Source organism: Brachymonas denitrificans (assembly GCF_907163135.1).
GTDB classification, from domain to species: Bacteria; Pseudomonadota; Gammaproteobacteria; order Burkholderiales; family Burkholderiaceae_C; genus Brachymonas; species Brachymonas denitrificans_A.
In genome coordinates, this window is sequence record NZ_CAJQUA010000001.1 from 1,662,622 (window position 1) to 1,686,726 (window position 24,105).

At 65.4% G+C, this 24,105-nt stretch carries 21 protein-coding genes, 1 pseudogene and 1 riboswitch; of the genes and pseudogenes, 10 read left to right on the plus strand and 12 right to left on the minus strand.

The window, feature by feature from the left end; genetic code table 11:
* Positions 1–87: 87 nt before the first annotated feature.
* Genes KKQ75_RS07730 through KKQ75_RS07740 form a run of 3 tightly spaced genes read right to left on the minus strand, consistent with a single transcriptional unit; the run spans position 88 to position 2,880 of the window.
* Complete coding sequence (locus KKQ75_RS07730) at positions 88–807, minus strand: 1-acyl-sn-glycerol-3-phosphate acyltransferase (RefSeq protein WP_213361344.1); 720 nt, start codon at positions 805–807, stop codon at positions 88–90.
* A 21-nt stretch (positions 808–828) separates the two neighbouring features.
* Positions 829–2,145, minus strand: coding sequence for a phosphoribosylamine--glycine ligase (purD, locus tag KKQ75_RS07735; RefSeq protein ID WP_213361345.1), 1,317 nt, complete (start codon positions 2,143–2,145; stop codon positions 829–831).
* 3 nt (positions 2,146–2,148) lie between these two features.
* Positions 2,149–2,880, minus strand: a complete 732-nt coding sequence (locus tag KKQ75_RS07740; RefSeq protein WP_213361346.1) for a YebC/PmpR family DNA-binding transcriptional regulator — start codon at positions 2,878–2,880, stop codon at positions 2,149–2,151.
* 98 nt (positions 2,881–2,978) lie between these two features.
* On the opposite strand from KKQ75_RS07740, the gene KKQ75_RS07745 reads away from it, so the two are divergent.
* On the plus strand, positions 2,979–4,496 hold the full coding sequence (locus KKQ75_RS07745) for a helicase HerA-like C-terminal domain-containing protein (protein ID WP_213361347.1): 1,518 nt from the start codon (positions 2,979–2,981) through the stop codon (positions 4,494–4,496).
* A 16-nt stretch (positions 4,497–4,512) separates the two neighbouring features.
* Entirely contained in the window at positions 4,513–5,151 is a 639-nt protein-coding gene (gene upp, locus KKQ75_RS07750) for a uracil phosphoribosyltransferase (RefSeq protein ID WP_213361349.1), read from the plus strand.
* A gap of 12 nt (positions 5,152–5,163) precedes the next feature.
* On the opposite strand, the gene KKQ75_RS07755 is transcribed toward upp, so the two are convergent.
* The 4 genes from KKQ75_RS07755 to clpS form a co-directional block, all read right to left on the minus strand.
* The gene (locus tag KKQ75_RS07755; RefSeq protein WP_213361350.1) at positions 5,164–5,364 is read right to left on the minus strand and encodes a hypothetical protein; all 201 of its coding nucleotides are present in this window, start codon (positions 5,362–5,364) and stop codon (positions 5,164–5,166) included.
* Position 5,365: 1 nt separating this feature from the next.
* A complete protein-coding gene (locus tag KKQ75_RS07760) occupies positions 5,366–5,977 on the minus strand; it encodes a Tll0287-like domain-containing protein (RefSeq protein ID WP_213361351.1) in 612 nt (203 codons plus the stop codon).
* A 161-nt stretch (positions 5,978–6,138) separates the two neighbouring features.
* On the minus strand, positions 6,139–8,478 hold the full coding sequence (gene clpA / locus KKQ75_RS07765; RefSeq protein WP_213361352.1) for an ATP-dependent Clp protease ATP-binding subunit ClpA: 2,340 nt from the start codon (positions 8,476–8,478) through the stop codon (positions 6,139–6,141).
* A 97-nt stretch (positions 8,479–8,575) separates the two neighbouring features.
* Positions 8,576–8,938 (minus strand): ATP-dependent Clp protease adapter ClpS, encoded by a 363-nt coding sequence (gene clpS / locus KKQ75_RS07770; RefSeq protein WP_213361353.1) that lies wholly within the window; start codon positions 8,936–8,938, stop codon positions 8,576–8,578.
* 277 nt (positions 8,939–9,215) lie between these two features.
* Here clpS and KKQ75_RS13180 point away from each other — a divergent pair.
* Positions 9,216–9,407: pseudogene (locus KKQ75_RS13180) on the plus strand (cold-shock protein); the annotation flags it as partial.
* A gap of 194 nt (positions 9,408–9,601) precedes the next feature.
* Here the strand turns inward: KKQ75_RS13180 and icd are convergent.
* Complete coding sequence (icd, locus tag KKQ75_RS07780; RefSeq protein WP_213361356.1) at positions 9,602–10,855, minus strand: NADP-dependent isocitrate dehydrogenase; 1,254 nt, start codon at positions 10,853–10,855, stop codon at positions 9,602–9,604.
* A gap of 287 nt (positions 10,856–11,142) precedes the next feature.
* On the opposite strand from icd, the gene KKQ75_RS07785 reads away from it, so the two are divergent.
* Positions 11,143–11,478, plus strand: a complete 336-nt coding sequence (locus tag KKQ75_RS07785) for a hypothetical protein (protein ID WP_213361357.1) — start codon at positions 11,143–11,145, stop codon at positions 11,476–11,478.
* Positions 11,479–11,614: 136 nt separating this feature from the next.
* Positions 11,615–12,109, plus strand: a complete 495-nt coding sequence (locus tag KKQ75_RS07790; protein ID WP_213361358.1) for a DUF192 domain-containing protein — start codon at positions 11,615–11,617, stop codon at positions 12,107–12,109.
* Between the two features lie 153 nt (positions 12,110–12,262).
* Here KKQ75_RS07790 and KKQ75_RS07795 read toward each other — a convergent pair whose 3' ends face one another.
* Both KKQ75_RS07795 and xseA read right to left on the minus strand, forming a co-directional pair.
* Positions 12,263–12,844, minus strand: a complete 582-nt coding sequence (locus KKQ75_RS07795; RefSeq protein ID WP_213361359.1) for a superoxide dismutase — start codon at positions 12,842–12,844, stop codon at positions 12,263–12,265.
* Between the two features lie 199 nt (positions 12,845–13,043).
* Complete coding sequence (gene xseA, locus KKQ75_RS07800) at positions 13,044–14,525, minus strand: exodeoxyribonuclease VII large subunit (RefSeq protein WP_213361360.1); 1,482 nt, start codon at positions 14,523–14,525, stop codon at positions 13,044–13,046.
* 473 nt (positions 14,526–14,998) lie between these two features.
* Here xseA and lpxK point away from each other — a divergent pair, with 473 nt between their 5' ends.
* The 3 genes from lpxK to kdsB all read left to right on the plus strand — a co-directional run bounded on the left by lpxK (position 14,999) and on the right by kdsB (position 17,209).
* Positions 14,999–16,099, plus strand: a complete 1,101-nt coding sequence (gene lpxK, locus KKQ75_RS07805; protein WP_213361361.1) for a tetraacyldisaccharide 4'-kinase — start codon at positions 14,999–15,001, stop codon at positions 16,097–16,099.
* Between the two features lie 121 nt (positions 16,100–16,220).
* Positions 16,221–16,436: a Trm112 family protein gene (locus KKQ75_RS07810; protein ID WP_213361363.1), complete on the plus strand. Its 216-nt coding sequence runs from the start codon at positions 16,221–16,223 to the stop codon at positions 16,434–16,436.
* Positions 16,433–17,209 (plus strand): 3-deoxy-manno-octulosonate cytidylyltransferase, encoded by a 777-nt coding sequence (gene kdsB / locus KKQ75_RS07815; protein ID WP_213361364.1) that lies wholly within the window; start codon positions 16,433–16,435, stop codon positions 17,207–17,209. Before KKQ75_RS07810 ends, kdsB begins: the two co-directional genes overlap by 4 nt.
* 130 nt (positions 17,210–17,339) lie before the next feature.
* On the opposite strand, the gene KKQ75_RS07820 is transcribed toward kdsB, so the two are convergent.
* On the minus strand, positions 17,340–19,034 hold the full coding sequence (locus tag KKQ75_RS07820; RefSeq protein WP_213361365.1) for an AMP-binding protein: 1,695 nt from the start codon (positions 19,032–19,034) through the stop codon (positions 17,340–17,342).
* Positions 19,035–19,265: 231 nt separating this feature from the next.
* Here KKQ75_RS07820 and KKQ75_RS07825 point away from each other — a divergent pair, with 231 nt between their 5' ends.
* Positions 19,266–20,234: an MBL fold metallo-hydrolase gene (locus KKQ75_RS07825; protein ID WP_213361366.1), complete on the plus strand. Its 969-nt coding sequence runs from the start codon at positions 19,266–19,268 to the stop codon at positions 20,232–20,234.
* 94 nt (positions 20,235–20,328) lie between these two features.
* On the opposite strand, the gene alaS is transcribed toward KKQ75_RS07825, so the two are convergent.
* A complete protein-coding gene (gene alaS, locus KKQ75_RS07830) occupies positions 20,329–22,956 on the minus strand; it encodes an alanine--tRNA ligase (protein WP_213361367.1) in 2,628 nt (875 codons plus the stop codon).
* A gap of 98 nt (positions 22,957–23,054) precedes the next feature.
* Positions 23,055–23,277: riboswitch (cobalamin riboswitch) on the plus strand.
* 152 nt (positions 23,278–23,429) lie between these two features.
* Between alaS and KKQ75_RS07835 the strand changes: the two genes are divergently transcribed.
* Positions 23,430–24,068, plus strand: coding sequence for an energy-coupling factor ABC transporter permease (locus KKQ75_RS07835; RefSeq protein ID WP_213361368.1), 639 nt, complete (start codon positions 23,430–23,432; stop codon positions 24,066–24,068).
* Positions 24,069–24,105: the final 37 nt, after the last annotated feature.

A 24,105-nucleotide genomic window follows, 5' to 3' on the forward strand; every position in this document is an offset into this window, starting at 1 on the left:
GCCATGTGAATTGGTGCATGCCGCAACTTGCAAAATGTTGCTGGGGAAAAAGTGTGCGCCGCTCAGTGCCAGCGCGACAACCGGAATTTACTGCCGGGCATCCTGACCGGCGTCAGCGTCCCGGGAGCGGCCCCGCTCATAGGGGCGCACGGGGGCCGCCTTTTCCGGATGGTAACCGGTACGCCTCTCGTAATAGCGCGCCAGCGCGGCGAAATCCGCTTCCATGTCGCCGCTGCAGCGCACATAGTGCTGCACGCCGATCTGCTTGTGGCCGTAGTCGATGTAGGCCAGCCCGAGCGGACAGTCGGCAGCGCGCCAGAGATGGTAGAAACCGGTGCGCCAGCCATTGGTGTAGCTGCGCGTGCCTTCCGGCGCGACCGCCAGCCAGAAGAAATCCGCCTCGCGCATCTGCTGCATGGTCTGCTCGACCACGCCATGCGCCGCCTTGCGGTTGATGGCCACGCCGCCGACCCAGCGGATCCAGCGACCGATCACCGGCAGCCGCGTGGCGCTGTCCTTGATCCAGAAACGGAACGGCAGGCCATGGGACCACTTGTAGAGCAGGCCCAGGGGAAAGTCCCAGTTCGAGGTGTGTGGATACACCACCAACAGGCCACGCGGATCCGGGAGGCCGGGAAAGTCATTGCGCCAGCCCAGCACCTTCAGGCACCACGCCGCCAGCCGGCTGCCTCCCGGCGGAACCAGCGGGCCGGAAGCGGGCATGGGCACCACCTCCAGTCCCGGCACCGGGCCCGCATCGACCAGCCCGCGCTGTTGCGAAGTTGGCTGTACGTCCTGCGCCTGCATGCCCGCTCCCGCAGGTCCGGCTCAGGCCTGGCTGCCGGAATGCCCGGCGGCGCGGTGACCGATATCGGTGCGGAACTGCATCTCGGGCAGCTGCACCTGCTGCATGGCGGCATAGGCCCTGGCCTGCGCCAGCTTCACGCTGTCGGCCAGCGCCGTCACGCACAGCACGCGGCCGCCGCTGCTGAGCAGCTTGCCATCGTCATCCAGGCGCGTGCCGGCATGGAACACCTTCACATCATCCGTATCCAGCGGCAGCTGGCTGATGGCCTCGCCGGTGCGGGGCTGCATCGGGTAACCCGGTGCGGCCACCACCACGCCCAGGGTGACGCGACGGTCCCACTGGGGCTCCACATCGGCCAGGCGCTTGCCATGGCCGCCGACCGGTTCGGTCGCTGCCATCAACAGCTCGAACAGGTCGGACTTCAGGCGCATCAGGATCGGCTGCGTTTCCGGATCGCCCATGCGGCAGTTGAACTCCAGCGTCTTGACCTTGCCATCGGCGTCGATCATCAGGCCGGCATACAGAAAGCCCGTGTAGGTGATGCCGTCTTTGGCCATGCCGCGGATGGTCGGCAGGATCACCTCGCGCATGGCGCGGGCGTGCACGTCGGCCGTGACCACCGGCGCGGGGGAATAGGCACCCATGCCACCGGTGTTGGGGCCCTCGTCCTTGTCGAGCAGGCGCTTGTGGTCCTGGCTGGTGGCCAGTGCCACCACCTCGCTGCCGTCGCACACCACCATGAAGCTGGCTTCCTCGCCCTGCAGGAATTCCTCGATAACCACGCGCGCGCCGCCTTCGTTGTGCTGCACGCCCAGGGTGTTGTCCACCAGCATGAAGTCGACCGCCTCATGCGCTTCCTGCAGCGTCATGGCCACCACCACGCCCTTGCCGGCGGCCAAGCCGTCGGCCTTGACCACGATGGGCGCGCCGATCTTGTCGACATAGGCATGGGCCGCAGCCGGATCGGTGAAGGTATCGAACGCTGCCGTGGGAATGCCATGGCGCTGCATGAAGGCCTTGCTGAAGGCCTTGGAGCTTTCGAGTTGCGCGGCCGCCTGCGTGGGGCCGAAGATGCGCAGGCCGTTGGCGCGAAACAGGTCCACCACGCCAGCCGCCAGCGGCGCCTCGGGGCCAACCACGGTCAGCTCGATCTGCTGCGCCTTGGCCCAGTCGCACAGTTCGTTCAAATCCTTGATGGGCAGGTTCTCGAGCTTGGGCTCGCGCGCCGTGCCGCCGTTGCCGGGCGCCACGAACACCTTGGTCACGCGCTCGGATTGCGCCAGTTTCCAGGCCAGGGCATGTTCACGGCCGCCGCTGCCGATCACCAGTACTTGCATGCTTTACTCTCCCAGGTCCAGTTCCGCGTTGTGATAGACGTTCTGCACGTCATCCTGGTCTTCCAGCATGTCGAGCAGCTTCTGCATTTTCTGCGCATCGTCACCGGCCAGTTCGATGCTGTTCTCGGCACGCATCGTAACCTCTGCCACCTCGGCCTGCAGGCCGGCCGCCTCCAGCGCCTCCTTCACCGTCTCGAAATCGCCCGGCGCAGTCAGCACCTCGATGGCGCCTTCCTCGTCGGTGATGACGTCCTCGGCGCCCGCTTCGAGCGCCACTTCCATCACCTTCTCCTCGTCGGTGCCGGGGGCATAGATGAACTGGCCCACATGCTGAAACTGGAATGCCACCGAGCCTTCGGTGCCCAGATTGCCGCCGTTCTTGCTCAGGATGTGACGCACTTCCGCCACGGTGCGCACGCGGTTGTCGGTCATGGTGTCGACGATGATGGCGGCGCCGCCGATGCCGTAGCCCTCGTAGCGGATTTCCTCGTAGGTGACGCCTTCGAGGTTGCCGGTGGCCTTGTCGATGTTGCGCTTGATGTTGTCGGCCGGCATGTTGGCGGCCTTGGCCTTGTCGATGGCCAGACGCAGGCGCGGGTTGGCAGCGGGATCGCCACCACCATTGCGTGCCGCGACGATGATTTCACGAATCAGCCGCGTCCAGATCTTGCCCCGCTTTTCGTCCTGACGGCCCTTGCGGTGCTGGATATTGGCCCACTTGCTATGCCCTGCCATGATGGATAATCCTTTTCAATCTTTCCCGTCCCTGTCTCTGTCTGCAGGGACAACCTCCTATTCTACTTTTTTAGCTGCCGCTCCCCGAGGACAACCCCATGGCCGACCCGATGTTGATTGCGAAAAATGCACAGACCGAGTGCGCCCTGCTGCCGGCGCTTGCCAACCGCCACGGCCTGATCACCGGCGCCACCGGCACCGGCAAGACGGTGACGCTGCAGAAACTGGCGGAATCCTTCTCGCAGATCGGCGTACCGGTGTTCATGGCCGACATCAAGGGCGACCTGACCGGCATCAGCCAGAGCGGCAACATCGGCGGCAAGATGGCCGGCGTATTGCAGGAGCGCGGCATCGCGCTGCCGCAGCCCCTGGCCTGCCCCACCACGCTGTGGGACGTGTTCGGCGAGCAGGGCCATCCGGTGCGCGCCACAGTGAGCGACATGGGCCCGCTGCTGCTGGCGCGCATGCTGAACCTGAACGACACCCAGGCCGGCGTGCTCAACATCGTGTTCCGCATCGCCGATGACAACGGCATGCTGCTGCTCGACCTGAAGGACCTGCGCGCCATGCTGCAGTACGTGGGCGAGAACGCCAGCCAGTTCACCACGCAGTACGGCAACATCAGCAGCGCCAGCGTGGGCGCCATCCAGCGCGGCCTGCTGCAGATCGAAAGCCAGGGCGGCGACAGGTTCTTCGGCGAGCCCATGCTCAACATCGAGGACCTGATGCAGACCGTCTCCGGCCAGGGCATGATCAACATCCTTGCCGCCGACAAGCTGCTGCAGGCGCCGCGCCTGTATGCCAGCTTCCTGCTGTGGATGCTGTCCGAACTGTTCGAGCAGCTGCCCGAAATCGGCGATCCGGACAAGCCCAAGCTGGTGTTCTTCTTCGACGAGGCGCATCTGCTGTTCGACGATGCGCCCAAGGTGCTGCTGGAGCGCATCGAACTGGTGGTGCGTCTGGTGCGCTCCAAGGGCGTGGGCGTGTATTTCGTCACGCAGAACCCGATCGACATTCCCGACACCGTGCTGGCACAGCTCGGCAACCGCGTGCAGCACGCGCTGCGCGCCTACACCCCGCGCGACCAGAAGGCCGTCAAGGCCACGGCCGAGACCATGCGGCCCAACCCGGAGATCGACATTGCGCAGGCCATCACCGAACTGGCCACCGGCGAGGCGCTGGTCAGCTTCCTCGACGAGAAAGGCCGCCCCGGCGTGACGCAACGCGTCTATGTGGTGCCGCCCGGCAGCCAGATCGGCCCGATCACGCCCGAGCAGCGCCACGCATTGCTGGCCAATTCGCTGGTGGCGGGCAATTACGAGAAGGCGATCGACCGCGAATCCGCCTACGAGATGCTGCAGCAGCGCGGCGCGGCAGCGGCTGCCAATGCCGGCAAGGAAGGCGCCGCAGGCAAGCCCGGCGCACCGGCACAGCAGGACGGAGGCCTGCTCGGCAGCGTCGGCGGCATGGTGAAGGAAGCCCTGTTCGGCCGTACCGGCCCGCGCGGGGGGCAGTATGACGGCCTGGTGCAGTCCATGGCCAAGTCGGCGGTGCGCAGTGCCGGCCGCGAAATCATCCGTGGCGTGCTCGGGGGCATCCTGGGCCGCCGCCGTTAAAACTGGGAAAACAACGATGACAAGCACACCCGAAGTCCACCACATCCAGCACCCGCTGATCCAGCACAAGCTCTCGCTGATGCGCAACCGGGAAGCGAGCACCAGTTCGTTCCGCCGCCTGCTCAACGAACTGAGCGCGCTGATGGCCTACGAGATCACGCGCGACATGCCGATGCAGGAGATCGAGGTCGAGACCCCGCTCGAAAAAACCACCGGCAAGGTCATCGACGGCAAGAAGCTGGCGCTGATCAGCATCCTGCGCGCCGGCAACGGCCTGCTCGACGGCATGCTCAGCGTGGTGCCGGGCGCGCGCGTCGGCCATGTCGGCCTGTACCGCGACCCCAAGACGCTGCAGGCGATCGAGTACTACTTCAAGATGCCGACACACATGGAAGAGCGCGACGCCATCGTGGTCGATCCCATGCTGGCCACCGGCAACTCGGCCGTGATGGCGCTGGACCGCATCAAGGTGCTCAAGCCGCGCTCCATCAAGTTCGTCTGCCTGCTGACCTGCCCCGAAGGCATTGCCACGCTGCACAAGGCGCACCCGGACGTGCCGATCTACACCGCGGCGATCGACCGCGGACTGAACGAGAAAGGCTATATCGTGCCTGGCCTGGGGGATGCCGGCGACCGGATCTTCGGGACGCTGTAAGCCCCACCGCCGTCAGCGGTCGGCTTCAAACTCCGCGATGCGGCGCTGCTGCTCCTGCGGGCTGAGGCTGTCCCATTCGGCCCGAGCCTTGGCGTTCGACTCTTCGAGTGCTTCCACCGTCTTGCGCAAGGCCTCGTCCGGATCGCCCACGCCGAAATGAGACCAGGACAGCAGGGTCCGGGTGCCGTCGGCATTCAAACGGATGCGTGTCATGTCAGTTCGCCACCGGCTGGCGCAGCGTCATCGCGCCACGGATCTGGCCGAGGGTAAAGCCGGTGCCCTTGTCATTCGGATAGAGCTGGGCCAGCTTCTGCGCCACGCCCGGGCCGAGCTTGTCGGCCGTGCCGTGGCACTGCAGGCAGGTCTGCTGCACCGGCAGCGCGCGCATGTAGCGGCGGATCTGCTGGCCGTTTTCCGTCACCACTTCGGCGCGCTCCAGCTTGGCCGGGTCCACGCCGGCGGCCTGGGCCTTGTCGAAGGATTCCAGCGTGGCGCGCTCCCAGGCATCGGGCACGGCCTTGGGGTTGCGATTCTTCAGGCTGACGCGGCGGATCTGCCAGCCGGTCTGCTCGGAAGCGGCCTTGGCCAGCTTGGGTGCTTCCTTGCTGCAGACGTCGATGGCACCAGCCGGGCCACGTTCCTTGATGGCGGGCTGCAGCACGGCCAGCAGCCTGGGCGGCATGGAAGACGCCGCCGCACGCGCATCCGCCACCCAGGGCTCGACGGCGGGCGTCGCGGCAGCCTGCGGGGCAGCCGGCTTGCTGGTGTTGCAGGCAGCGAGCAAGGGCACACAGGTTGCGGCCAGGATCAGGGCGGAAGTTTTCATGAGTCGGGCTCTTTCAGTGGTGTTGGCAGGGAAAGGCGAGCCCTGATCATACTTAAGCTTCATGTAAAACCTTTACAGGGTTCACCCTTGCGTGCCGCCATCAATAAAAAAAGCCAGTCGCGAACGACTGGCTTGGGTCGGAGCAAGACCTGTCAGCAGGATCAGCCCGCCGGCGCCTTCTCCTCCGGCTCGGCAGTGCCCGGCTTGGGCTCCTTCTTCGCCAGCGGCTGGATGTCCAGCACGATGCCGTTGTTCTCTTCCTGCTTCTCGTCGTAGTCTACCGTCAGGCGGCCGCCTTCGGTCAGGCGACCAAACAGCAGTTCGTCGGCCAGCGCCTTGCGGATGGTGTCCTGGATCAGGCGCTGCATGGGGCGTGCGCCCATGAGCGGATCGAAGCCCTTCTTCGCCAGATGCTTGCGCAGCACGTCGGTGAAGGTCACTTCCACCTTCTTCTCGATCAGCTGGTGCTCCAACTGCAGCAGGAACTTGTCCACCACGCGCAGGATGACCTGCTCGTCCAGCGGTTTGAAGCTCACGATGGCGTCGAGTCGGTTGCGGAACTCGGGCGTGAACAGGCGCTTGATGTCGGCCATCTCGTCGCCCGCCTGGCGCGCCGTAGTGAAGCCGATGGTCGCCTTGTTGATGGTCTCGGCGCCCGCGTTGGTGGTCATGATGATCACCACGTTGCGGAAATCGGCCTTGCGTCCGTTGTTGTCCGTCAGCGTGCCGTGGTCCATGACCTGCAGCAGCACGTTGAAGATGTCCGGGTGTGCCTTCTCGATCTCGTCGAGCAGCAGCACGCAGTGCGGCTTCTTGCTGATCTGTTCGGTCAGCAGGCCGCCCTGGTCGAAGCCGACGTAGCCCGGAGGCGCGCCGATGAGGCGGCTCACGGCATGGCGCTCCATGTACTCCGACATGTCGAAACGCACCAGATCCACGCCCATGATGTAGGCGAGTTGCTTGGCCGCTTCGGTCTTGCCGACGCCGGTGGGGCCGCTGAACAGGAAGGCGCCGATCGGCTTGTCCTGCTTGCCCAGGCCGGAGCGCGCCATCTTGACGCTGGACGCCAGCACCTCGAGCGCCTTGTCCTGGCCGAACACCACGCTCTTGAGGTCGCGCTCCAGCGTGGCCAGCTTGCCGCGGTCATCGCTGCTGACGCTGGCCGGCGGAATGCGCGCGATCTTGGCCACGATGTCCTCGATCTCGCCCTTGCCGATGGTCTTCTTGCGCTTGCTCGCCACCACGATGCGCTGTGCCGCACCGGCCTCGTCGATCACGTCGATGGCCTTGTCGGGCAACTGGCGGTCGTTGATGTACTTGGCGCTCAGCTCGGCCGCAGCCTGCAGCGCTGCCTGTGCATACTTGACGTTGTGGTGCTCCTCGAAGCGCGACTTCAGGCCCTTGAGGATTTCCACAGTCTGCTCCACCGTCGGCTCGACCACATCCACCTTCTGGAAGCGCCGCGACAGCGCCGCATCCTTTTCGAAGATGCCGCGGTACTCGGTGAAGGTGGTAGCGCCCACGCACTTGATCTGCCCGCTGGACAGGGCCGGCTTGAGCAGGTTGGAGGCATCCATGGTGCCGCCCGAGGCCGCACCGGCGCCGATCAGCGTGTGGATCTCGTCGATGAACAGGATGGAGTCCGGCTTGTCCTTGAGCGCCTTGAGCACGGCCTTGAGACGCTGCTCGAAGTCGCCGCGGTACTTGGTGCCGGCCAGCAAGGCGCCCATGTCGAGCGCGAACACTTCGGCATCGGCCAGCACCTCGGGCACCGTGCCCTGGGTGATGCGCCAGGCCAGGCCTTCGGCAATCGCGGTCTTGCCCACGCCGGCCTCGCCCACCAGCAGCGGGTTGTTCTTGCGGCGGCGACACAGAATCTGGATCACGCGCTCGACCTCGTAGTCGCGGCCGATCAGCGGATCGATCTTGCCTTCCCTGGCAGCCTGGTTCAGGTTGTTGGTGAACTGGTCCAGCGGCGAACCCTTCTCGCTGCGCTCGCCCTGCTCCTCGCCACCCTCGTTCTGGCCGCTGTCATCGGGCTTGGACGGCTCCTCCGATTCGCCGGTCTTGCGTATGCCATGCGCGATGTAGTTGACCACGTCGAGGCGGGTCACGCCCTGCTGGTGCAGGTAGTAGACGGCGTGGGAGTCCTTCTCGCCGAAGATGGCCACGAGCACGTTGGCGCCCGTTACCTCCTTCTTGCCGTTGCCGGTGGACTGCACGTGCATGATGGCACGCTGGATCACGCGCTGGAAACCCAGCGTGGGTTGCGTGTCCACCTCGTCATTGCCCGGCATCTGCGGGCTGTGGTCCTTGATGAAATTGCCCAGCGAGGTGCGCAAATCATCCCCGTTGGCTGCACAGGCGTGCAACACCTCGGACGCACTGGGGTTGTCCAGCAGCGCCAGCAGCAGGTGCTCGACCGTCAGAAACTCGTGCCTTTGCTGCCGAGCTTCCACGAACGCCATGTGCAAGGTTACTTCCAGCTCTTGTGCGATCATCACTTCTTCCTTTCGCCACACGGCATTGCGAATGTCTTCATATTACCCAACATGCATCCGCTTTGCCCTGCGGGTGCATATGGGGATATCCCGGCCGTTATTCAACCGGCTCGCAAATGCACTGCAGCGGATGGCCGGCGGCGCGCGCGGCTTCCATCACATGCTCGACCTTGGTCTGGGCGATGTCCTTGGGGTAGACGCCACAGATGCCGCGCCCTTCCATGTGCACCTTGAGCATGATGCTGGTGGCGGCCTCGCGGTCCTTGTTGAAGAACTCCTGCAGCACCAGCACGACGAACTCCATCGGCGTGAAATCGTCGTTGAGCAGCACCACCTGGTACATGGCGGGCGGCTTGGTGGCGAGGCGGCGCGGGCGCGTGGCCAGTCCGATGTCACTGTCGCGGGAGGGAGTGTGATCCGGCGGTTGCACCGGCGGCTGTTCGGGAGGAATGGTGGCCATAGGGTGATGTTGAAGAACCCCGGCACCTGCACACGCGCACGAAAACCTGTCCGCAGGGGCCGGATGCAAGGATTTTACGGCAGCCCGCAAAAGCGCGCAGCGGGTACGGCGATAGGCCTGTTTCTGTAGCGAAGTGATACAAATTCCTGCCAAATTCGCCCAGATTGCTGTTTTCTTGACCTGAAGCAAGCTCCGGCGGCATACCCCCAATGGGCAAGAAACGAGCCCGCTGATAGCATCGCCGGGGTGAAATAGTCCACAGTTCGAGAGGTAGAGGATGGCTACGGGGATAGTGAAATGGTTCAGTGATGCCAAAGGGTACGGCTTCATCCAGCCCGATGACGCCGGCAACGATGTGTTCGCGCATTTTTCCGCCATCGAGATGGATGGCTTCAAGACGCTCAAGCCCGGCGTGCGCGTGCAGTACGAGCTGCATGACGGACCCAAGGGCGTGCATGCCCTGCAGATCGTGCCGGTGGATGCCAAGCCTGCCCTGAACGGCATCGCCATGCTGCAGGACGACGCGCCTCTGCTGCAGGACTCCGCCCCGACGCCGCAGGACGTCCTGCACTTCTGATTCGTTCGCATCCAAAACAAAGCCCCGACGCCTTGCGGTGCCGGGGCTGCAGCTTTTGGGGGTAGCCGGAGCCGCCCCTTGCGAGCTTACATGTTGTCGATCATCACCTGACCGAAACCGGAGCAGCTCACCTGCGTGGCGCCTTCCATCAGGCGGGCGAAGTCGTAGGTGACCTTCTTGCTGGCGATGGATTTTTCCATGCTGCTGATGATCAGGTCGGCCGCTTCGGTCCAGCCCATGTGGCGCAGCATCATTTCGGCGGACAGGATTTCGGAACCGGGGTTCACGTAGTCCTTGCCGGCGTACTTGGGAGCGGTGCCGTGGGTGGCTTCGAACATGGCCACATTGTCGGACAGGTTGGCACCGGGGGCGATACCGATACCGCCGACCTGGGCAGCCAGGGCGTCGGACACGTAGTCGCCGTTCAGGTTCAGCGTGGCGATCACGCTGTACTCGGCCGGGCGCAGCAGGATCTGCTGCAGGAAGGCGTCAGCGATGCTGTCCTTGATGATGATCTCGCCACCCGTCTTCGGGTTCTTGATCTTCATCCACGGACCGCCGTCGATTAGCTCGCCGCCGAATTCCTTCTCGGCCAGCTCGTAACCCCAGTCACGGAAGCCGCCTTCGGTGAACTTCATGATGTTGCCCTTGTGCACGATGGTCACGCTAGGCTTGTTGTTGTCGATGGCGTACTGGATGGCCTTGCGCACCAGACGCTGCGTGCCTTCCTTGGACACGGGCTTGACGCCGATGCCGGAGGTTTCGGGGAAGCGGATCTTGGTGACACCGAAGTCTTCCTGCAGGATCTTGATCAGCTTCTTGGCCTTTTCGGACTGGGCTTCGAATTCGATGCCGGCATAGATGTCTTCGCTGTTCTCGCGGAAGATCACCATGTTGGTCTTTTGCGGCTCTTTCACCGGGGAGGGCACGCCGGCGAAGTACTGGATCGGGCGCAGGCAGACGTACAGGTCGAGTTCCTGACGCAGGGCCACGTTCAGGGAGCGGATGCCGCCACCGACGGGGGTGGTCAGCGGGCCCTTGATGGAAACCACGTAGTCACGCACGGCGTCCAGCGTCTCTTGCGGCAGCCACACGTCGGGACCGTACACCTTGGTGGATTTCTCGCCGGCGTAGACTTCCATCCAGTGGATCTTGCGCTTGCCACCGTAGGCCTTGGCCACGGCTGCATCGACCACTTTCAGCATCACGGGCGTGATATCGAAGCCGGTGCCGTCACCCTCGATATAGGGGATGATGACCTGGTCGGGCACGTTCAACGACATGTCGGCGTTGACGGTGATTTTCTGGCCCTCGGCGGGCACCTTGATATGCTGGTACATAGTCGCTCCGATGTGGTTATTGGCAAGTCAGACAGGCATGCAGACAGGGCCGCACTGGTGGCGAGGCCACGCCGACATGGTCGGCTGATCATTCTACCGGCAAATGTCACAAAGGATTCCCCGAGGACAAGCCCTAGGTACTCAACTTGCTAACAACTGACAACCAGGCTTCTGTTGCAGACGCTGTTTCAGTTGTCATTTGCGCCCCCTGTCTTTTCGCGGGAGCCAACCGTAAACTTGCCTCCGCCCTCAGCGTTTGGGGGTGCAACTTTCCCCGAGACTGACCCATGAAGAAAATCATTGCCCTGATCGCCGCCACCGCTGCTGCTGGCGCCTTTGCTGCTGCTCCCGCCGCCAAGACCGCTCCGGTTTCCGCTCCGAAGGCTTCCGCCTCTGCCGTGGCTGCCGTGTCCAAGACCCCGGCTTCCGCCGTGTCTGCCGTGACCACTGCCAAGCCGGCCCCCAAGGCGGTTGCCAAGAAGGCCGCCAAGCCGGCTCCCAGGAAGGCTGTCAAGGCTGCTCCCGCCATGAAGGCCGCCCCTGCCACCCCGGCTGCTCCCGCAGTGAAGGCCACTCCGGCTGCGCCGGCAGTGAAGGCTGCTGCCTCCGCAGCCAAGAAGTAATCAGCCGCGCTGACACGCGTCCCCAAGGCCCGCAACGCACCGGCGCTGCGGGCTTTTTCATGTGGATACGGAAAACCCCTGCGGTTCGGTGCACACTTACGGTCAACGCTTCGCCAACCGATTTCCGCCCTGTTCCATGAACCTGTCCTTCCGTCCGATTTCCACCGTCCTGCTGCTGGCATTCGCCGGCACATTCGCGCAGGCCCAGCCCGCAGCGACCGCGGCGTCGCAGCCCCAGCTCGACCTGCAGCGCGCCACCCTGCAGGCAGGGCGTCAGAAGATCAGCGTGCAACTGGCGCGCACGCCGCAGCAGCGCCAGACCGGCCTGATGCACCGCCGCTCCATGCCGCAGCAGGAGGGCATGCTGTTCGTGTTCGACCAGCCCGGAGTGCAGTGCTTCTGGATGAAGAACACCCTGCTGCCGCTTACCGCCGCCTTTGTCGACGATGACGGCACCATCGTGAACCTGGCCGACATGCAGCCGCAGACCGAAACGCCGCACTGCTCGGCACGGCCGGTGCGCTACGTGCTCGAGATGAACCAGGGCTGGTTCAAGCGCCATGGCGTGAAGGCGGGCACACGCCTGAAGTGGCTGCAAACGGCACCGTCGGCTGCGAAAGCCGGTTCCTGAGCAGAACAGGGCAGCCGTCCGGCAGGCCGGCAAGGCCATCGCACCCGCCGGACCGGAATCCGCTCCATCGACAAAACAAAAGGACTGTCCCTTTCGGGCACAGTCCTTTTGTCATTATGCGCGGCGCGCCAGACGGCGCGCCACCAGCGCCGATCAGGCGAAGTTCTTCTCGGCGAACTCCCAGTTGGCCAGCTTGTTCAGGAAGGCTTCCACGAACTTGGGACGGGCGTTGCGGTAGTCGATGTAGTAGGCATGCTCCCACACGTCCACGGTCAGCAGGGCCTTGTCGTCGGTGGTCAGCGGCGTGCCGGCGGGGCCGGTGTTGACGATGTCCACGCTGCCGTCGGCCTTCTTCACCAGCCAGGTCCAGCCGGAACCGAAGTTGCCCACGGCAGACTTGGTGAAGGCTTCCTTGAAGGCATCGAAGCTGCCCCACTTGGCGTTGATGGCTTCAGCCAGGGCGCCGGACGGCTGGCCACCGCCATTGGGCTTGAGGCAGTTCCAGAAGAAGGTGTGGTTCCAGATCTGGGCTGCGTTGTTGTAGATGCCGCCGCTGGACTTCTTGACGATCTCTTCCAGTTCCATGGATTCGAACTCGGTGCCCTTCTGCAGGTTGTTCAGATTGTCCACGTAGGCCTTGTGGTGCTTGCCGTGGTGGTATTCCAGGGTTTCCTTGGAATAGTCAGGCTCGAGGGCGTCGATCGCAAACGGCAGGGGGGGCAGTTGGTGTTCCATGGCTATGTCCTTGTGAAATCGGTTGATCGGTTGCCGGGCGCACGGCCTTGCGGCGTCGCCCGGATGCGGGCGATGCACGCGCAGTGTTGCGGCCGGCTGCTGCCCGCATTTTGTAACAGACAGGCAGACCGCCGCATTGTCGCACAGGCTGGTGTCCCCGGCTTGTCGGCAGGGGCATCGCCCCCCTGCAGGAGCAGGACTACACGGGTTCGCCGGCGTCCAGGCTGCCCTGACGCGCAACCGGCACAAGGGTGATGCTGCCGTCGCTGACGGTGGCGCGCACCTGCTGGCCGGGGCGGAACTGGGCGCGCTGGTGGATCACGTGGCCGTTTTCGTCCTGCAGCAGCGCGTAGCCACGGGCCAGCGCCTGGGTCGGATCGAGCAGGCGCAACGCGTGCTCGGCCACCTGCAGGCGGTGGCGTGCCTGCACCAGGCGTTCGCGTACGGCCTGCTGCATGACCTGTCGTGCATCCGCCTGCAGCAGATGCTCGGCGCGCAGCTGCTCGCGCACGGCGGTGGCCAGTTCCATCTGTACCCCCTGCAGACGGGCGCGGTAGCCGCCCTGCACAGTCTGGCGCGTGACGGCACGCTCCAGCCGGCTGCCGAGGCCGTCGAGTCGCGACCGGCTGGCCAGCAGGGCCTGGCGGCGCTGCTGCTGCAGGCGCAGGTCCAGGTCGTGCAGGTGCAGGCGCTGCTGGCGGGCCAGCGTGCCGGTGCGCGCCAGGCCCCAGCCGAGGCGGTCCAGCCGCTGGGCGTGGCCGTCGAGCTGGCGGCCGGCGAGTTGCTGCAGGCGCTGCATGCGGTGCGCGGCCTGCAGCCAGGCATCGCGCCGGGGCTGCGCGGCAAGCTCGGCGGCCGCGGTCGGCGTGGGGGCGCGCACATCGGCGCAGAAGTCGGCAATGGTGAAATCGGTTTCGTGGCCGACGCCCACGATCAGCGGCACCGGGCTGGCGACGATGGCATGGGCGAGTTCCGTGTCGTTGAAGGCCCAGAGGTCTTCCAGAGAGCCGCCGCCGCGCACCAGCAGGATGGTGTCGATGGGCGGCAGGTCCGGCGTGGCTTCGCCCTGCTGCTGGCGGCTGGCGATGGCATACAGGCGCTCGAGCGCCGACACCAGTTCTGCCGGAGCCGCAGCGCCCTGCACCAGTGCCGGCACCAGGAGCACCGGTACATGCGGTGCGCGGCGGCGCAGCGCCGTGACCACGTCGCGCAAGGCGGCAGCACCGAGCGAGGTGACAAGGCCGATGCCGCGCGGGTGCTGCGTGGGTGTGCGCTTGCGCTCCGGGTCGAACAGCCCTTGCGCCTCCAGCGCAGCCTTGCGGCGCAGGAAGTCCTCATACAAGGCCCCCTGGCCGGCACGGCGCATGCCTTCGACGATCAGCTGCAGATCGCCGCGCGCTTCGTACACCGCCAGCCGGCCATACACCTCGACCTGATCGCCTTCGCGCGGCGACCAGTCCATCAGGCTGGCGGCACGGCGGAACATGGCACAGCGCAACTGGCCGCTGGCATCCTTGAGGCTGAAATAGCAGTGCCCGCTGGACGCCCGGCTGAAACCCGACAGTTCGCCTTGCACGCTGACCGGCCCGAAACGGGCGTCCAGCATGTCGGCCACGGCGCGGCAGAGCGCGCCCACCTGCCACACGCGGTTGCGGCCCTGGGGCGCGGACTCAAAGGCCATGAATGGCTCCGAAAGGCTTTGTGACAGATCGGCCGGATTTTGTCACAAACCCGGCCCCGATGCCGCGGAGATGCAGAGAGATCGTCATAACCCTTTGATTTTTATACAAAAAATATCTGCTCAATTTGTAATCAATCTGTCACCCACACGGGGATTTGTGTATTTGGCGCATGCATGCAAGGCTTTTCCACAAGGTTATCCACATTTTGCGTGGACAACTTTCCGGTGGCCCGGGACAAACCCGGATGGCGCGAAAACCGGGGTTCTGGAAGCGATGATAGCGCCGGCTTCGGCGCCTGCGCCGGACCACAGGGGGCTGCCGGATACAGCCTGCAACCATCCGTTTGGGGGCCGGCAGAAACCCGTGCAAAAAGCGGTCAAAATACTGCATCGGGCCCGAGCCCCTTTATCAGGAGACCCATGTCCGTGAGCCAGCCGATTGTCGCCCTGCAGCCCTCCTCCGGAGGCACCGCATGACGGCCAATGCCTTTCTGCATCGTACCCTGCCGCGCCTGTGGCAGGAGCGCAGCGTGCTCGCGCGCGCACTCTGGCCGCTGTCGCAGCTGTATGGGGCCGCCTGGCGCTGGCAGCGCCGCCGTGCGCTGGAACAGCAGCGCGAGCGCCTGCCGGTGCCGGTGCTGGTGGTGGGTAATGTAGTGGCAGGCGGCGCGGGCAAGACGCCGGCCACGATTGCCATCGTGCAGCATTTCCAGTCGATCGGCGTGCATATCGGCGTGATCTCGCGCGGCTATGGGCGCAGCCCGCAGGCGCCGCATTGCGTGGTGATCACGCCGGATACCGACGCCAGCATCGGCGGCGACGAACCGGTGCTGATCCACCTGCGCACCAGTGCGCCGGTGATCGTGTGTGCCGACCGCAATTTCGCTGCGCGCGAAATGGTCAAGCTCTACCCGGACGTGCGGCTGATCGTCTGTGATGACGGCCTGCAGCACCACGCCTTGCTGCGCGACGGCGAGATCTGCGTGATGGACGAGCGCGGCATCGGCAACGGCTGGCTGCTGCCGGCGGGGCCGCTGCGCGAGCCCTGGCCGCGCAAGGTGGATATCGTGCTGATGACCGGGCAGCCGGCCACGCCGGTGCCCATGCCGTCCGGGCAGGCGGTGTACCAGGCGCGCCGCGCCCTGCACGACCAGGCCGTGCGCGCCGATGGGCGCAGCTTTGCGCTGGCCGAGTGGGCCAGGCAGAAGCAGCCGGTGATTGCGGTGGCCGGCATTGCGCACCCGCACCGATTCTTCGCCATGCTCGAGGCCGCCGGCCTGACGCTGGCGGAGCGCCACGCCCTGCCCGATCACGTGAGCCACGACACCCTGAGCGCGCTGGCACGTGAATGGGGGCCGCGTCGCCTGCCGGTGCTGTGCACCGAGAAGGACGCCGTCAAGCTGTGGGACAGCCTGCCACAGGCCTGGGCCGTGCCGCTGGTGCTGACACCCGAACTGCCTTTCTTCGCCGCGCTGTCGGCCTGGTGGCTGCAGCACGCGCGCGATATCCAGGGGCATGCGTTGCGGCAGATGCCCACCCAAGCCAAACCGCACCAGTCTGTCGCGGAAGCCTGAAGCCCCTGGCCCGGCAGCCAGTGGGCGCCGCCGCCTGCGGACGATGGCCCGGGATGCTGCCATGAGGCGTCGTCCGCGGCCGTACAATGCCAGCATTGTTTTCAAACGGATGTTTGCCGCCATGGATCCCAAACTGCTGGAACTGCTGGTCTGTCCCGTGACCAAGGGCCCCCTCACCTACCGCGCCGAAAGCCAGGAACTGGTGTCGCTGAGCGCGCGCCTGGCCTATCCGATCCGCGACGGCATTCCGGTGCTGCTGGAGAACGAGGCGCGCGCCCTGAGCGACGACGAGATCGAAGCCGGCCGCCAGCCCGGCACCGCTGCGCCGAGCGCATGAGCGCCAGCTACACCATCCTGATTCCGGCACGGCTGGCCAGCACCCGCCTGCCCGAAAAGCCCCTGGCCGAGATCGGCGGCGCGCCCATGATCGTGCGCGTGGCCCAGCGCGTGCAGCAGGGCCGTGCCCGCGTGGTGGTGGCGGCCGATCATCCGCGCATTGTCCAGGCCTGCGAGGCGCACGGCATCGCCGCGGTGCTGACCGACGAGAACCATGCCTCCGGCAGCGACCGGCTGGCGCAGGCCTGCACCCTGCTCGACCTGACCGACGAAGCCATCGTGGTGAACGTGCAGGGTGACGAGCCGCTGATGGACCCGGCCCTGCCCGCGGCCGTGGCCGACCTGCTGGCGCGCAGCCCCGAGGCCAGCATGTCCACCGCCGCGCATCCGATCCATGATCCGGCCGACCTGGCCAATCCGAACGTGGTGAAGGTGGTGTGCGATGCGCGCCAACTGGCGCTGTATTTCAGCCGCGCGCCGATTCCGTGGTGGCGCGATGGCTATGGCAGTTCGGTGGCCGATGCGGCCGCGCTGCCGCAGCAGCCGGCGCCCTTGCGCCATATCGGCATCTACGCCTACCGCGTGGCCTTTCTCAAGCAGTTTCCGCAATTGCCGCAGGCGCCGATCGAGACCTGCGAATCGCTGGAACAGCTGCGTGCGCTTTGGCACGGGCACCGCATTGCCGTGCACGTGACGCCGGATGTTCCCGGTCCGGGTGTCGACACACCTGCCGATCTGGAGCGTGTGCGGGCGCTGTTTGCCGCGGCTATCTAGACAGACTGCAGAACAATCGCGCAGCTACGCAGCAGAGTCGACTGCGCGCGATCAGGATGACCCCGTTCCGCGCCGAATGGTGCCCTCGCAGAACGGTTCAGTTCATCCGCAATTGCTGACAGTCTCTTGATCAGCCTTCGGTTTCGCGCAGGCGCCGGCGCAGCACCTTGCCCACGTTGGTTTTGGGCAGTTCGTCGCGGAACTCGATATGACGCGGGCGCTTGTAGCCGGTCAGGCGTTCCTTGCAGCAGCGCTGCACATCAGCCTCGGTCAGGTTCGGGTCGCTGCGCACCACGTAGAGCTTGACGGCCTCGCCCTGCTCCTCGTCCGGCACACCGATGGCCGCGCACTCCACCACGCCCGGGCAGGTGGACACCACGTTTTCGATCTCGTTCGGGAACACGTTGAAGCCGTTCACGTTGATCATGTCCTTCTTGCGATCCACGATGCGGATATGGCCATTGGGCTCCATGCGTGCGATGTCACCGGTGCGCAGGAAGCCATCCTCGGTGGTGGCGCGGCGCGTTTCCTCGGGCTGGTTGTAGTAGCCCACCATCACGTTGGGGCCGCGGATGCACAGTTCGCCCGCCTCGCCCAGCGGCAGTTCCTTGCCGTCATCGTCCAGAATGGCCACGTCGATGCCCGGCAGCGGCATGCCGATGGTGCCGGTGAACTCCCGGTTGGTGACCGGGTTGTTGGTGCCGATGGCGCAGGTCTCGCTCATGCCCCAGCCTTCGATCATCGGACAGCCGGTGGCCTCCTGCCAGCGTTTGGCCGTGCCCTCGGACGCGGCCATGCCGCCGGCCTGCGAGATGCGCAAGGACGAGAAATCGACGGTCTTGAAATCGGGCTGCACCAGCAGGGCGTTGAACAGCGTGTTCACCGCCGGCAGTACATGGAAGGGCTTTTTCTTGAGCGTGGCGATAAAGGCAGGGAAGTCGCGCGGGTTGGGGATCAGCGTCATGTGCCAGCCCTGGCGGATGCCGAGCAGGCAGACCGTGAGCGCGAAGATGTGGTACAGCGGCAGCGCGGCAATGGTGTGGATGCGCGTGGTGTCGCTGCCCATGTCCTTGAGCGCCGGCTGGAACCAGGCGTCGGCCTGCAGCATGGCGGCGACGATATTGCGGTGCGACAGGATGGCGCCCTTGGCCAGACCGGTGGTGCCGCCGGTGTATTGCAGGAAGGCGATGGAATCCAGCGTCTGCGGCACGCGCTTGAGCTGCATGCCGGCGCCCTGGCGCAGCGCCTGGCTGAAAGACGTGACAGCCGGCCCGCCGGGCATCTCCAGCTTGAAAGCCGGCACCATCTTCTTGACGTGGCGCACGGCAAAGGTCACCAGCTTGCCCTTGAGCCCGCCCAGCAGGTCGCCCATGGCGGTGACGACGACATGCTTGAGACTGGTACGGTCCATCACCTGCTCCAGCGTATGGGCGAAGTTTTCCAGGATGACGATGACGCTGGCGCCGGAGTCGCGCAACTGGTGCTCCAGCTCGCGCGGGGTGTAGAGCGGGTTGACGTTGACGCAGGTGTAGCCGGCGCGCAGCACGGCAGCCATGGTCACGCCGAACTGCGGTACGTTGGGCAGCATGATGGCCACGCGCGCACCCGGCTCCAGCCCCTGCGCCTGCAGCCAGGCGCCGAGCGCGGCCGATTCGCGGTCGAGCTGGCCATAGGTCATCGCCACATCCATGCAGATGGAGAACTGCTTGTCCTTGTATTTCTGCAGGGACTCTTCCAGCATGTCCGTGAGCGAGCCGTATTGCTCCGGGTTGACGTCGTGCGGAACGCCTTCGGGGTAATGCTGCAGCCAGATCCTGTCCACCATGCCTGTGTCTCCTCGCCTGTCGATGGTTGGCGTTGTTGTGCTTGGAATGTCGCGCTGAATAGCACGGTCGTTCGAACGACTATCCTATCCCACAGTGTCGGCTTTCTCCAGAGGGCCGAGGGCAGGGCTTACCCCTAATTGTTTGCCCCCCGATCGGGATGCGGGAGCCGTTATGCTGGGGGTTCGCATGACGTTCACGTCAATCAGCACCGCATCCTGTGTTTCTGCCCGATGTCCGCCTCCTCCCTGCTTCCTGCCGACCTGCAGCTGTTCCAGCGCGGCTGGCTGTCGTCCAACAACGTGCTGTGCCTGGGCGAACAGCCGGCGCTGATCGACACCGGCCATGACAAGCATGCCGAATTGACGCTGCATCTGGTGCAGACCGCGCTGCTGGGCGGGCCGCCGCTGCACACCATCGCGCACACCCATCTGCACAGCGACCATTGCGGCGGCACGGCGTTGCTGCAGCAGGCTTATCCCCAGGCGCACACGCTGGTGGCAGCCTCGTCGTGGGATTCCGTGCAACAGTGGGACATGCAGCGGCTGAGCTATGTGCTCACCGGCCAGCACTGCGGGCGCTTTGCCGCGCAGGGCGTGCTGCAGCCCGGCAGCGTGGTGCGGCTGGGCGCCTACGACTGGGAAGTGCACGCCACCGCCGGCCATGACAGCGATGCCGTGATGCTGTTCGAGCCGCGGCTGCGCCTGCTGCTGGCTGGCGATGCGCTGTGGCAAAGCCAGCTCAGCATTGTGTTCGACGAGTTGCCGCGCTTTGACCGGGATGGCTTTGCGGGGTTCGAGGCGACGCTGGCGCAGATCGAGCGCCTGCAGCCGCAGGTAGTGGTGCCGGGGCATGGCGCGGCGTTTGGCGAGGGCGAAGGCGCTGCCGTGACGGCCGCGATTGCCAGCGCGCGCAAGCGCATTGCACTGTTCCGCGCGCAGCCGGAGCAGCATGCGCGCTATGGCGCCAAGGCGCTGATCAAATACCACCTGCTGGATGTGGAGCGCATGGCGCTGGAAGCATTTAACCAGTGGCTGGCAGGTGCGCCGGTGTTTGCCGAACTGCACGCGGCACTGGGCGGTGGCATCAGCCTGGAGGCGTGGCTGGAAGACATCCTGAACGAGCTGGAGCGCAAGGATGCGATCTGGCGCCGTGACGGCGAAATCGGCGACAGTCCGACAGTGTCGCGGCAGCGGCTGTAGCCGTTACCGCCCTCTCACCAGCCAGCGAAGGCAAAGCAAAAAGGCATGCGCCGTTGCCAGCGCATGCCTTTACAGGGGAGGACCGCCCGGAAACTCAGACGCGCTCGGCCACCCAGCCCTGCACACCGGCCAGCGCCGCTTCCAGCCCGGCCGGGTTGGTGCCGCCGGCCATGGCCATGTCCGGCTTGCCGCCGCCCTTGCCGCCAACCTGCTGCGCCACGAAGTTGACCAGCTCGCCGGCCTTGATCTTGGCCGTCGCGTCCTTGGTGACGCCGGCAGCCAGCTGCACCTTCTCGCCATCGACGGCGGCCAGCACGATGGCGGCGGTCTTGAGCTTGTCCTTGAGCTTGTCCATGGTCTCGCGCAGGGTTTTGGCATCGGCGCCTTCCAGGCGTGCCGCCAGCACCTTGATGCCGTTCACGTCCACCGCCTGGTTCATCAGTTCGTCGCCCTGGCTGGATGCCAGCTTGCCCTTGAGCGCGGCGATTTCCTTTTCCAGCGCCTTGACCTGATCCTGCATCTGGCCGATGCGTTCCAGCACTTCGCCGGGGGCGGAGCGCAGCGCGCCGGCCACCTTGTCGACGGTGCTTTCCAGACTTTGCAGGTAGCTGAGCGCGTTGGCGCCGGTCACCGCTTCCACGCGACGCACGCCCGAAGCGACGCCACCTTCTGCCACGATCTTGAACAGGCCGATATCGCCGGTGCGGCCCACATGGGTGCCGCCGCACAGTTCGGTGGAGGAACCGATGCTGAGCACGCGCACAACATCGCCATACTTCTCGCCGAACAGCATCATGGCGCCGGTCTGCTTGGCTTCTTCCATGCCCATCAGACGGGCCTGGGTGTCGCTGTTGGAGAGGATCTCGGCGTTGACCTTGGCTTCGACTGCGGCGATCTGCTCGGGAGTGAGCGGCGCGGTGTGGGCAAAGTCGAAACGGGTGCGCTCGGCGTTGACCAGCGAGCCCTTCTGCTGCACATGCTCGCCCAGCACCTCGCGCAGCGCCTTGTGCATCAGGTGTGTGGCGCTGTGGTTGCGCACGGTTGCGGCGCGCAGTTCGCAATCCACTTCGGCCGTGACGGTATCGCCCACCTTGAGCGTGCCGCGCGACAGGGTACCGTGGTGGCCGAACACGTCGGCCTTGATCTTGAGCGTGTCGGCCACGTCGAACTGCACGCCGTTGGCCACCAGCACGCCCTGGTCGCCGACCTGACCGCCGCTTTCGGCGTAGAACGGCGTGGTGTCGAGCACGACCACGCCTTGCTGGCCGGCATCGAGTTGCTGCGCGGGTTCGCCATTGACATACAGGGCCACGACCTTGGCCTCGCCGCCCAGTTGCTCGTAGCCGGTGAAGGCATTGCCCTCGCCGCTGTAGTCGAGCAGCTTGTCCATCTTGAACTTGCCGGCCGCGCGGGCGGTGGCTTTCTGTTCCTGCATGGCTTCCTCGAAGCCGGCCTCGTCCACCGTCACGCCGCGCTCGCGGCAGACGTCCTGCGTCAGGTCGAGCGGGAAGCCGTAGGTGTCGTGCAGCTTGAAGGCGACATGGCCGGGCAGTTCGCGGCGGCCGGCAATCAAGGCGTCGTCCAGGATTTCCATGCCCTTGGCCAGGGTCTCGAAGAAACGCTCTTCCTCGCCCTTGAGCGCAGCCATGACCTGCGCCTGCTGCGCCTTCAGGCGCGGGTAGGCATCGCCCATCAGCGCCACCAGATCGGGCACCAGCTTGTGGAAGAAGGGCTTTTGCTGGCCCAGCTTGTAGCCGTGGCGGATGGCGCGGCGGATGATGCGGCGCTGCACGTAGCTGCGGCCTTCACTGCCAGGCAGCACGCCGTCGCTGACCAGGAAGGCGGTGGCGCGGATGTGGTCGGCGATCACCTTGAGCGAGGGGTTGTCCAGGTCGGTACAGCCGGTTTCGCGCGCGGCGGCCTTGATCAGGGTGTCGAACAGGTCGATCTCGTAGTTGCTGTGCACGTGCTGCAGCACGGCGGCCAGACGCTCCAGGCCCATGCCGGTATCCACGCAGGGCGCGGGCAGGCGCGTGACGCTGCCATCCTCGTGCATCTCGAACTGCATGAACACGTGGTTCCAGATCTCGATGAAGCGGTCGCCATCCTCTTCGGGCGAGCCGGGCGGGCCACCGGGGATTTCGGGTCCATGGTCGTAGAAGATCTCGGAGCAGGGGCCGCAGGGGCCGGTGTCGGCCATCATCCAGAAGTTGTCGCTCTTGTAGCGCGCGCCCTTGTTGTCGCCGATGCGGATGATGCGCTCGGGCGGCAGGCCGATCACGTCCTTCCAGATGTCGTAGGCTTCGTCATCTTCGGCGTAGACGGTGGCGGTGAGGCGCTCGGGCGGCAGGCCGTAGATCTGGGTGAGAAGTTCCCAGCCCCATTCAATGCTTTCGCGCTTGAAGTAGTCGCCGAAGGACCAGTTGCCCAGCATCTCGAAGAAGGTGTGGTGGCGTGCGGTGTAGCCGACGTTTTCCAGGTCGTTGTGCTTGCCGCCAGCACGCAGGCAGGCCTGCACGCTGGTGGCGCGGTTGTAGGGACGCTTGTCGGTGCCCAGGAACACGTCCTTGAACTGCACCATGCCCGAGTTGGTGAACATCAGCGTCGGGTCGTTGCCCGGCACCAGCGGGCTGGATTCGACGATGGTGTGGCCCTTGCTGGCGTAGAAGTCGAGAAAGGTCTTGCGGATGTCCGCAACGGTCATGGGGGAAGGGGTGCTCATGCTGGGGACGGCCGAACGGCCGCAAAAGGCTGTATGGGGAACGAAATGTGCTGCCCGAGATTATAGGTGCGCAGCCATTTTCAGCAGGAGGCCGCCTATAATTATGCATACATGCAGGTGTCCGGATGGAGTCATGTCCGTCCGGATGAAACGGGAAGCTGGTAAGGCCGAGGCCAAGTCCAGCGCTGCCCCCGCAACGGTATGTCAGTCAAGCTTGCAGCTCGATGCCACTGGTCGCTTCCGGCCGGGAAGGTGCTGCAGGCCCCCTGCCCTGTGCAGGAACTGGCAAGCCCGGAGACCGGCCTGCTGTGACACGTTTGTCAGCGTTGCGGAGGGCGATGCGGGCAGTGCACAGCCGGACTTCCCCCTTTTTCTTCCCGGCATCGCGCTTCCTTCAATACCCACCTGCCAGCGCGGCAGACTGTATGCCAGCCCCGGCTGGTCTTCTAGGGTGTTACTAAAAGGAAGCAATCATGCACATCGAACCCGGCATTCTCTCCTCCGCCAAGATCGCCTTTGCCAACGTCGCAGCCGTCGGCATGCTGGCTGCCTGCGCGCCCGCGCTGGTCAAGCGCCCGGCCCTGCTGCTGCGCACCGCGCTGGCGGCGCTGTTCTTCTCCATCTTCATGCAGGTGTTCCACATGCCGGTTGGCGCATCGGAACTGCACTTCGTCGGCGCCATGCCGATCTACCTGCTGCTGGGCTTCGTGCCCACGCTGTTCGGCTTTGCCTTTGGCCTGCTGCTGCAGGGTCTGCTGTTCGATCCGCAGGATCTGGCGCATCTGGCCGTGAACAGCCTGTCGCTGATGGTGCCGCTGGCTGCCGTGCACTACGGCCTGGGCAAGCGCCTGGCCGGCAAGTTCACCGTGGCCAACATCGTGAAGCTGGACTTTGCCTTCTACGCCGGCGTGACGCTGATGGTGGGCTTCTGGCTGTCCATGGGCACCGAACCCACGCCGCTGGCCAACTGGGCCACCTTTGCCGCCAGCTACCTGGCGCTGGTGCTGGTCGAGCCGCTGGTGACGCTGGCCATCGTGCGCGCTGCGCGCGGCTTCAAGGACAGCAACTGGGCCCAGCTGTGCCTGGATGAGCGCGTGACGGCTGCTGCCTGATCACTGCCGTCCGCCGGCCCGGCCTGCAGTGTGCGGG